This is a genomic window from Candidatus Limnocylindrus sp., assembly GCF_040397235.1.
Taxonomy (GTDB): domain Bacteria; phylum Chloroflexota; class Limnocylindria; order Limnocylindrales; family Limnocylindraceae; genus Limnocylindrus.
In genome coordinates this window covers 305,717-315,065 of sequence record NZ_JBBAWH010000002.1, presented here as the reverse complement: position 1 = coordinate 315,065, position 9,349 = coordinate 305,717, and the positions used below count along the sequence as shown (strand labels likewise).

General features: G+C 65.5%; 9 protein-coding genes. 4 read left to right on the top strand and 5 right to left on the bottom strand.

All coding sequences use genetic code 11. The annotated features are described in order from the left end of the window. Positions 1-106 precede the first annotated feature (106 nt). The 5 genes from AC3LB0_RS03230 to AC3LB0_RS03210 all read right to left on the bottom strand — a co-directional run bounded on the left by AC3LB0_RS03230 (position 107) and on the right by AC3LB0_RS03210 (position 3,742). A complete protein-coding gene (locus AC3LB0_RS03230) occupies positions 107-271 on the bottom strand; it encodes a hypothetical protein (protein ID WP_488649724.1) in 165 nt (54 codons plus the stop codon). A gap of 26 nt (positions 272-297) precedes the next feature. Continuing rightward, positions 298-663, bottom strand: a complete 366-nt coding sequence (locus AC3LB0_RS03225) for a hypothetical protein (RefSeq protein ID WP_488649723.1) — start codon at positions 661-663, stop codon at positions 298-300. 101 nt (positions 664-764) lie between these two features. Next, positions 765-1,916 carry an adenosylhomocysteinase gene (locus tag AC3LB0_RS03220; RefSeq protein WP_488649722.1) on the bottom strand — a complete coding sequence of 384 codons (1,152 nt, stop codon included), beginning with the start codon at positions 1,914-1,916 and terminating at the stop codon, positions 765-767. A gap of 38 nt (positions 1,917-1,954) precedes the next feature. Next, positions 1,955-2,215, bottom strand: coding sequence for a hypothetical protein (locus tag AC3LB0_RS03215; protein WP_488649721.1), 261 nt, complete (start codon positions 2,213-2,215; stop codon positions 1,955-1,957). Positions 2,216-2,290: 75 nt separating this feature from the next. After that, entirely contained in the window at positions 2,291-3,742 is a 1,452-nt protein-coding gene (locus tag AC3LB0_RS03210; protein WP_488649720.1) for a DHA2 family efflux MFS transporter permease subunit, read from the bottom strand. Between the two features lie 159 nt (positions 3,743-3,901). On the opposite strand from AC3LB0_RS03210, the gene AC3LB0_RS03205 reads away from it, so the two are divergent. Genes AC3LB0_RS03205 through AC3LB0_RS03190 form a run of 4 tightly spaced genes read left to right on the top strand, consistent with a single transcriptional unit; the run spans position 3,902 to position 9,342 of the window. After that, positions 3,902-4,669: a hypothetical protein gene (locus AC3LB0_RS03205; protein ID WP_488649719.1), complete on the top strand. Its 768-nt coding sequence runs from the start codon at positions 3,902-3,904 to the stop codon at positions 4,667-4,669. Next, positions 4,636-5,700, top strand: coding sequence for a hypothetical protein (locus tag AC3LB0_RS03200; RefSeq protein WP_488649718.1), 1,065 nt, complete (start codon positions 4,636-4,638; stop codon positions 5,698-5,700). Before AC3LB0_RS03205 ends, AC3LB0_RS03200 begins: the two co-directional genes overlap by 34 nt. 5 nt (positions 5,701-5,705) lie before the next feature. Beyond that, positions 5,706-5,945: a hypothetical protein gene (locus tag AC3LB0_RS03195; protein WP_488649717.1), complete on the top strand. Its 240-nt coding sequence runs from the start codon at positions 5,706-5,708 to the stop codon at positions 5,943-5,945. After that, positions 5,926-9,342 carry a DNA polymerase III subunit alpha gene (locus AC3LB0_RS03190; protein ID WP_488649716.1) on the top strand — a complete coding sequence of 1,139 codons (3,417 nt, stop codon included), beginning with the start codon at positions 5,926-5,928 and terminating at the stop codon, positions 9,340-9,342. Before AC3LB0_RS03195 ends, AC3LB0_RS03190 begins: the two co-directional genes overlap by 20 nt. The last annotated feature ends 7 nt before the right edge of the window (positions 9,343-9,349 follow it).

Here is a 9,349-nt window from a genome sequence, read left to right as displayed (position 1 = left end):
TCGTCGAGCTGAATCTCTCCGGTGCTCTCGATGCGCGTCACCACCAAGGTGACAGCGGGATTGTATCAGGGGGTCTGTGCCAACGGTGTGGCACGGCGCAGAATTATTAGAGGCTGATCCCGAAAATGCCAGCCAGACCGCCGATGGCCACCAACGCCACAATAATGCCGATCAGAGAGTGCGCGAAGAAGCCCCAGGCGACCCCTGACAGAATTCCATAGAGGATGTCGCCCGTGGAGATCGCGAGTGCAAGGCCAATAAGGATTGCCATAGATCCTCCTAACCGAGCTTTGAAAGCTACTTGATCTTGACGTAGGTAATCGTTGTAGTTCCCTTTGACCTATTGGCACTCTTGATGCTCGTCCAGGACTGGCCTTTGTTTTCCGCGAATCCGGATTGCCCCTGCATCGTGTAGCCATGCTCAAGCAAGACTGATCCTTCGTCTTCCATGATCTGGGTTTCTTTAGCTGTGTAGGTGCGGACAACCATTGCCTTAGTAAAATTGTTTGTAGGACCTGCAAGTTTCTTCTCAATAGGAGCCTGTGCGTTTGCTGCCGCCTTGGCAGTCGCAGCGGCAGTGGCAATTTGTGCTGCTTTGTTAGCCTCAGCTAGTGCTGCACCGGCTCGCTTTGATGCATCCGCGAACTTTTTTAGCAGTCCCATTTTTTCTCCTCACTAACTGGCGGCTTAGATCAACAACGTGATAATAGATCAGTTTTCTTGGCTAGTGCGAGTTCGTTGTGCGGCTGGGCGCGGGCTGATTGCTACTGGTATCGCGTCTCCAGGTAGGCGCTCGCCACGGCGGCGTCAATGCTGGCGGGCACCGGCACCACGCAGCTGGTGGCGGTCACAGTGCCGCGGGCAACAGCCTCGAGGCAGCGTGCCTGCAGGGCGAACCCAAGGTCCATGGCTTCAATGGAGTTGCCGATTGGCCGAGGGCCGGCGAGGTTGAACATGTGGCCACGGGCGACCAGGTGCACGGCGTTGCCGCTCTTCAGGCGCAAGGTGAGGAGGTCGTCGGCGTACTCCTCTTGGCTCGCCACCTCGGGTGCGGCGAGCATGCCGGCCACGTCGATCTCTTCGGGGAAGTGCCCCGCGTTCGCCAGGATCACGCCGCTGCGCAGCTTTGGCAGGTCGGCGGCGGTGATCACGCCCTGGGCGCCGGTGACGGTGATGATGATGTCGGCGTTGGCGAGGGCCTCGTCGCGCGATGGGGTTTCGAATCCGTCGAGGTGCGCGCGCAGCTTCAGTACTGGGTCGCGCTCCACCACGGCAACCTTGGCGTAGCCGCCGCGGAAGTTTGCCGCCACGCCGCGGCCCACCGAGCCGTAGCCAAAGACGGTGACGCGCTCGCCGTTGATCGTTTTGTTGGTGATGCGCAGGTACGACTCCAGGGCGCTCTGCCCCACCCCGTGTTCGTTCTCGGCGAACTGCTTGATGGGGCTGTCGTTGATGACCAGGATCGGCATGTTGAGCTTGTCGCGCAGCGGCTCGAGGCGCATGCGTCCCGAGGTCGTCTCTTCAGTACCGCCACGCAACGTTGGGTATGGGTTCTGCAGGTAGTGCATGTACAAGTCGCCGCCGTTGTCGAGGATCAGGTCAGGCTTTGCCGCCACGACCTGCGCGAGATACGTGGCATGCACGGCGGCATCTTTGGTCGCTTCGCCAATGACGGTGGCGCCGTGCGCGCGCAGGCGCTCGACGGCGTCGGCCTGCGTGGTGTTGAGGTTGCCGGTGGAGACGAGCTTGGCGCCACCCGCCTGCAGGGTCAGCAATAGGGCGACCGTCTTCGCCTCCAGGTGAATGCCGGTGCCAATGGTGAGGCCGGCGAAGGGCTGGGTGCGGGTGAACTCTTCGGCAATGCCACGCAGCAGCTTCGACTGCTCGGCGACCCAATCAATTCGTGTGCGCTGCATGGCGTGCCCTCCCTATGTGAGAGAGATTGTGCCCTACGTCAGCGACGAACGAGCAGCGCCAGCGCCGTAATCACCGCAAGGATGGTGACCGCCGCGGCAACGCCCATGCGCGCGCTTGGGGTGCTGGTGGGCTGTGCCTCGGGGGTGGCCACCTGATCGTGCTCTACCGCCCAGGCGTGGGCGCTCACCTCGGCCTCCGCCAGCAGGCGGCGAATCTCTGCCTCGCTCCACTCCGGGTTGGGGCGCGGCGAGATGGGCTCCTCTTTGTGGGGTTGTCGCAGGGGCGTGTAGGTGTTCACGGCGCGATTCTGCAGGATGATTGTCAACGGGAGATAAACGCGAAATCTCCCCGATATTGGCCGTTGCCCGTTAGATCACTTGCGCGCTTTTGCCGCCGCCTTCTTTGGCGCAGCCAACACCGCAGCACTTGGGAGCAAGAGGCTCGAGAGCCCGGTCAGCGCAACCGACACGAGCGGCGCCCAGATCGCTACCTCAAATGCGCCTCGCAGCCCCGCTGGGGAGAAGTTCATGCCAACGGCATCGAAGAAGAGCACGCTGATCACGGCAATACCGATAGCGCCACCAACCTGCTGGAAGGTGTTGAGCACCCCCGATGCCGCGCCGGCATTCTGAACATCTGTCTGAGCAAGGGCGAGATCGGCGAGCGGCACCAAGATGAGGGTCAACCCAACGCCTGCAATCGCCAGCGGTAGGAGCAAGTCACCTCCGACCAGGCCATCACCTTGCGCCAGGATGACCTCCTTGATCAAGGTGTAGCCAATCAGCTGGAGGACAGCGCCGGCAGCAATCAGGTACTTCCCAACCTTTGGAGCCAAGGGGACAGCAATGCCACTGCCAAGGAATGCACCAACGCTAAATGGCAGCGATGCCAGTCCAGCATCGAGAGCCGAGAAGCCGAGGCCAGCCTGCAGGTAGAGCGCGAAGATCAGGAAGAAGGCACCAATCGACGAGATAGCCAAGAAACTCGTGGTCACTCCGGCGGAGAATCCACGGTTCTTGAACAGCGACGGTGGGATCAGTGCCCCGCTGCTCGTCTTCTCTTGACGGCGTTGTAGCGCAACAAAGATGCCGGTCAACACAACGCTTGACGTGAACATGAGCCAGACCCAAATTGGCCAACCCTGCTCTCGCCCCTGGATGAGCGGGAAGATAATGAGAAACAGCGCTGCAATGATCAGCCCAACCCCGAGGATGTCGAGCTTGACCGGCTTCTCGGATTTTGATTCAGGGACAAAAGCGAGCGACGCGATCAACAGCGCGATGCCGACAGGAATATTGATGACAAAAATGCTGCGCCATCCCAAGCCGAATGCATCGCTAGAGACAAGCAGGCCGCCAATGAGCGGCCCGGCAACAGCGGCGAGCCCAGAGATCGCACCTGTCAAACCGAACACTGCAGCGCGCTCTTCTGGCCTGAACAGCACCTGAATAATCGAGAGGACCTGGGGAATCATGATCGCGGCAAAGCCACCCTGCACGAGTCGCGAGATGACGAGCATGTCTGATGTTTGGGCGAAGGCGCAGCTGAGTGAGGCGACCGTAAAGCCGAGAACGCCAATGTTGAATACTGCCTTGCGTCCATAGCGGTCACCAAGGCGACCACCGGTGATCAGCAGGACGGCGAAACTGAGGGCGTACCCGGAGATGATCCACACCAGCTGGGCAGATGAGGCGCCAAGGCTTTCCTGAATCGCAGGAAGTGCCACATTGACGATCGTCGTGTCGAGCAGGTCCATGAAGGATGCGACCAACAAGATGGCCACAGCGATCCAGCGAAATTTCACGATGGTTGACTTATTTTTCATGAGTACTACGTCCCCCCCACATCTATTTAGAGGGGAGTATGGCGTGAAGGGCCGCGGGCCGTGCGAGCCGGGGGTGGCCCTGCCATGCCCAGGGTCGCCTCTCAGGCACGAAAACGACCCCCCACGAGATAGAACAGATGTTCTATACTCCGCCGTCCTATGGCTGAGTCTGCCGCACGAATCGAGGCTGTGACCCGCCTCCAGCAGCGCTGGGGTGCGGGGATCATTCGGCGCGGGGTCGAGGTCGGCGACGCCGCTCTCCGAGTGGCGCCGGTGCGCGGCACGGGGGTGGCGGCACTCGATGCGCTGCTCGGTCGACGCGGCCTCCCCGACGGTCTCACCCTGTTGCGCGGCGGCTTCGGCGCGGGGCGCACCACGTTGGCCCTGCGCGCCTTGGCGGCAACGCAAGCGGCGGGCGGTGCCGCGGCATGGATCGATGCGGCGCACAGCTTCGACCCACTCGAAGCGGCAACGCGCGGCGTTGCGTTGCGCGACCTGCCGATTCTGGTTCCCCTGCATACGGGCGAAGCGATCGAGATGGCTGGTGCCCTCTTGGCCGCCGATGCGGCGGATTTGTTGGTGCTCGACCTTTCACTGGTGCGCGGCCCTGCGCTGCGCAGCGATGCACTGGAGCGACTCGCAGCGCGCGCCCGTCGCGCCGGCACCTCGCTGATGGTGCTGCTCGATGATGCCGTTGCCGTGCATGCCGATGCCGCGGTCTCATGTGCGGTGGTCTCGTGGTTGCGCGTTGGTGGCGATGTACTTGGTCGCCGCGTGTTGCTCACGTTGACGGCTGGTCCGCGCACGGGCGCGAGTGGCGTGGTCGATGTGTATGAGGGTCGCAACGCACGCGCCGATCTGCGCATTGGCCGCCTACCAGTTGAGGAGGTGGCATGCGCACCCTTGCGCTCTACTGGCCAGCACTGAGCGGCCTTGTCGATCGCACCGAGCGGCTGCGCAGTGCACGGCATGCGCTCGGTCGCCTCTCGCCGCTTGTTGCTGGGAGTGATGCTTACGGACTGATTGAGATCGGCATCGACGGACTGCAGGCGCGCAGCGGGAGCGAGCGCGACATTGCGGCAATTGCGTTGCGCGCCGTTGGCGTGCATCTGCGCGAGCGACCGAGCGCCGCGGTGTCGAGCAGTCGGTTACTTGCGGTGCTGCTGGCACGTGGTGGTGGCGATGAGGTGAAGCTGGTGCCGCCCGGCGAAGAGGCGGAGGGGTTGGCCGGCTACCCCGTGGATGCGCTGGCGCTGGGGGCGACGGAGTACGCGGCGGAGAGCATGAGCGACGCCCTGGAGCGCTGTGCCCTGCTCGGCCTCCGCACCGTGGGGGCGCTCGCCCGCACGCAAGGTGCCGCCCTCGCCGCCCGCGTCGGGCCCGTAGCCAGCGCCCTGCTCACGCTCGCCCGCGGCTTCGATGTGCAGGCAATCGCCCCTGCGCCGCTGCCGCGGCGCCTGCTCGCACGCGCCTCGTTCGAGATGCCCCTCACCTCGCTCGAGGAGTTCCGCTTCCCGTTGCGCCGGCTGCTCGACGAGCTGCTCGTGCGCGTGCGGCGCGACGGTGCGGCCGTGGGCATCGCGCGGCTCCACCTGGCGCGCGAACGCTCCGCCCCGGTACGCGCCGTGGCGCGACTCCCCGTGCCGAGCGCCGACCGCACCCAAATCGAACGCCTACTCCTCGCATCACTGGAGCGCGCGTTGCTGAGCGGTCTCGGTGACGACGGGGTGGTGAGCGCCCAGCTGCGCTTTGACGGGGTGCTCCCCGCCACAGGCGACCAACTGACGCTGCTCGGCGCGCGTTCGCCGCGCGTGGATCGACTCGCCTGGAGCACCGCCGCGATCGCCGTGCGCTTTGGCGCCGACCGCGTGATGCAGGGCGACGTGGTCGATGGCGATGATGCGCGCAGCGAACGCCGCGTCACCTGGCGTCGCGCCCACCCCGAGGTGCAGGAGTGACGCGTGTGCTGCGCCCGCCGAAGCGCATTGACGTGACACTCGATAGTTCCGGCCGCCCACAGATCGTTCGCCTTGATCGACACTTTGATCACGTCTCGGTCGTAGAGGAGTGGCGAGTCAGTGAGCGCTGGTTGGCGAATCCTATTGATCGCGCGTATGTGAAAGTTGTGGGGTCGACCTGGTTGGTGCTGATCTTCCAAGATCTCTTCACGGGAGACTGGTTCCTTGAGCGCATCTTTGACTGATGCGCCGCGTCCGATTCCGCTGGTGCCGTTTGCCGAACTGCATGCGCGCTCGGCCTTTAGCTTTCTGCGCGCGACCGCCACACCGGAACAGTTGGTGGCGCAGGGGGTTGCCCTCGGGTTGAGCGGACTCGCCCTTGTCGATGAGGGCTCGCTCTCTGGTGCGGTGCGCTTCGTGCGTGCCGCCGAAGCGGCTTCGCTGCTGGCGCTGCTCGGCGTGGAGTTTGAGATGGCTGACCCGGCAGTCCCCGATCGCGACGGCGTGGTGCTGCCACTGCCGCGTGTCGGTGCTTCTGGTGCTGAGTCGAATGCAGTCGATGGGCGCCCCGATCGACCCCTCCCCGCTCGACAGCGACGACACCTCGATGAACTCGTGCCGCATGCCGAGCGGCGTGGCGTGGCCGACGCCGAGCTGGGGCCGCGCCTGATACTGCTCGCCACGAACGAGGCGGGGTACCGCTCGTTGGCGCGCCTGCTGAGCCGCTCCAACCTCGCCGCCAGTAAAGGAGTGACGCGCCTCACCCACGCGCTCCTTGAAGAGCACTGTTTGGAACGGCCGGGCTCGCTGCTGGTGGTCTCTCCCTTTGTTGAGAGTGAGATCAGCCGCCGCCTCGCCACGGGCGACCGTGCCGGCGCGCGCGCCGCCGCCGAGCGACTCGCAGCCTTCGGTGGGTCGTTGCACCTGCAGCTTGTTGATCAGCAGCTCCCTGGTGGTGCCTGGCTGCTTGCCGAAACGATCGTCCTTGCGAGCGCGTGTGGACTGCCGCTGTTGGCGAGTGCCGCGCCGCGCTGTGCGCACTCTAGTGAACGTGAACTGCTCGACACCGTCACCGCGATTCGTCACGGCGTTGCGATTGAACGACTCGGCCCGCTGCAGTTTGCCGCCGCCGATGCGCATCTGCGATCTGGGGCCGAGCTGTTGGCAATGCAGCCGTCGTGGTCTGCGGCGATTGCGCGCACCTGTGAGATTACATCACGAGCCGATCTACACCTGGACTTTGCGCGGGTGCGCTTTGCGGGGATTGATCTGCCCGCAGGGGTGAGTGCCGACCAGGAGTTGGCGCGACAGGTGCACGCCGGTGTGCCGGGTCGTTACCCTTCTGGTGGCGTGGAGTTGGGTCGCCGCATTACGAGTGAGCTCGCGGCGATCGAGCGCACGGGGCTCGCCGAATTCTTTTTGTTATGCGCCGACATCGTGCGCGGCGCGCATCGCAACGGCATTGCGGCGCAGGGTCGCGGCAGTGCAGGTGATTCGGTGATCGCCTATCTGCTCGGCATTACGCGCGTGGACCCGATTCGGCACAACCTGATCTTTGAGCGCTTCCTGAATGAGGGGCGCGAGTCGTACCCCGATGTTGACGTGGACTTCGCCTCGGACCGACGCGACGAGGTGATCGATGCGCTGCTCGATCGATTCGGGCCGCGACACGTGGCGATGGTCTGCACGTTTATTACGTATCGCGCGCGGTCGGCGGCGCGCGACGTGGGTCTGGCGCTCGGCCTGCCGCAGGAGTTGGTCGACGAGGCGGCGCGTCGCCTAGAGACGGGCGACCCGGCGCAGATCGGTGTGGATCTAGCCGCAGATGCGCGCTGGGGTCGCCTCCTTGCGGCTGGCAGCGGCGAGGGCGCCTGGAGCCGCTGGCTGCGCCTCTGTGCCGAGATCGATGGGCTCCCCCGCCACCGCTCGATGCACCCGGGGGGCGTGGTGGCCACCGCCGAGCCACTCGACGAGCTCGCCCCCGTGGAGCGCTCCAGCGATGGGCGGCGCGCCGTGCTGCAGTTCGACAAGCACGATATTGAGGCGCTGAAGTTGGTGAAGCTCGACCTGCTCGGCCTCGGCATCCTCACCGCCATCACCGACGCCTTGGCTCTTATTGAGCACGATTTCGACCTTCGCCCGAACCTCGACACCCTCCCCGAGGAGACCCCCGAGGTCTGGCGCGCGATCGGCGCCGCCGACACCATTGGCCTCTTTCAGATCGAGAGTCGCGCCCAGCAGCAGTCGCTGCCGCGCACTCGCCCCGTGAAGATGGACGACCTGGTGGCGCAGGTGGCGATCATTCGCCCCGGGCCAATTCAAGGGAACGCGGTGCACCCGTACCTGCGTCGCCGCGCCGGCCTCGAGGCGGTCACCTATCCGCATCAGTCGCTCGCCCCGATTCTTGACGAGACGCTCGGCGTGATCTTGTACCAAGAGCAGGTGATGCGCATCGCGATTGAGGTGGCGGGCTTCACCCCCGGCGCCTCGGATGTGTTTCGCCGCGCGATGGGCTCGGCGCGATCCGAACGCGAGATGGCGCTGCTGCGAACGCGCTTCGTCGACGGCGCCATCGCCACCGTTGGCATGCGCGAGTCCGACGCCGCCGAGCTCTTCACGCGCGTCGCCGCCTTCGCCTCGTTCGGCTTCGCCAAGTCGCACGCCGCCGCCTTTGCGCGCACCGCCTTCGAGAGCGCCTGGTTGCGCCTGCACTATCCGGCGCACTACCTGGCTGGGCTCATCCGCGCGCAGCCGATGGGCTTCTACCCCGTTGAGGCGCTCATCCACGACGCGCGCCGGCACGGCGTCTGCGTCGAACCCGTCTGCGTGAATCGCTCCACTGTTGATGCTGTTACCGAGCCGCTGGTTGGCGCGCTGCCACCGATCACGGTGGATCCGTTTATCGTCACGCCGAGCGACGCCGAACGCGCCGCTGCTGGCTCGCAGCGCGCGCGCAGCGTTGCGGTGCGCCTCGGTCTGAACATGGTGCGCGGCGTGGGCAGCGCCACGGCGCGACACGTGGTGGCGGAGCGCGAGCGCGGCGGGTCCTTTGTAAGCCTCGATGATTTCGCGCGTCGCACCGCGCTGCCACTCAGTGCGTTGGAGCGCCTGATTCGCGCCGGCGCCTGCGACACCTTCGGCGTGCCGCGTCGCGACCTGCTCTGGCAGGCGGCCGAGGCGGGGGCGGCGCTCCCTCTTCCCACGGTCGCCGCACCGAGCGAGCTCACCCCGGTCAGTGCGATCGAGGCGCTCAGCGATGCCCACGGCCTGGTCGGTGCCGACCCCAAGATGCAGCCGATCGAGCTCTGGCGCGAGCGCCTCACCGCCACGGGCACGTGCACCGTCGCGGCGCTGCGCCACCGCCCGCCCGGCCACGCCCGTATCGCCGGCCTGCTGCTCAGCCGTCAACGTCCACCCACCGCGCACGGCACCGTCTTCTTGGCGATCGAAGATGAGACGGGCATCGCCAACGTCACCATTCGCGCCAACGATTGGCCGCGCATGCGCGACGCCGTGCGTAGCGCATCGCTCCTTCTTATAGAGGGGCGCCTCGAGCGCACCGGTGAGGTGGCGAACCTGGTAGCCGAGCGGATCGCCCCACTCACCGCAGGGCGACTCGGTCGCAGGGAGCGGGTCGGCTAACAGGCGC

Bases quoted from the DNA above. Each gene is read 5' to 3' on its own strand.
- AC3LB0_RS03200 (WP_488649718.1), top strand. From the start codon at position 4,636: ATGCGCACCCTTGCGCTCTACTGGCCAGCACTGAGCGGCCTTGTCGAT.
- AC3LB0_RS03205 (WP_488649719.1), top strand. From the start codon at position 3,902: ATGGCTGAGTCTGCCGCACGAATCGAGGCTGTGACCCGCCTCCAGCAG.
- AC3LB0_RS03225 (WP_488649723.1), bottom strand. From the start codon at position 663: ATGGGACTGCTAAAAAAGTTCGCGGATGCATCAAAGCGAGCCGGTGCA.
- AC3LB0_RS03230 (WP_488649724.1), bottom strand. From the start codon at position 271: ATGGCAATCCTTATTGGCCTTGCACTCGCGATCTCCACGGGCGACATC.
- AC3LB0_RS03220 (WP_488649722.1), bottom strand. From the start codon at position 1,916: ATGCAGCGCACACGAATTGATTGGGTCGCCGAGCAGTCGAAGCTGCTG.
- AC3LB0_RS03210 (WP_488649720.1), bottom strand. From the start codon at position 3,742: ATGAAAAATAAGTCAACCATCGTGAAATTTCGCTGGATCGCTGTGGCC.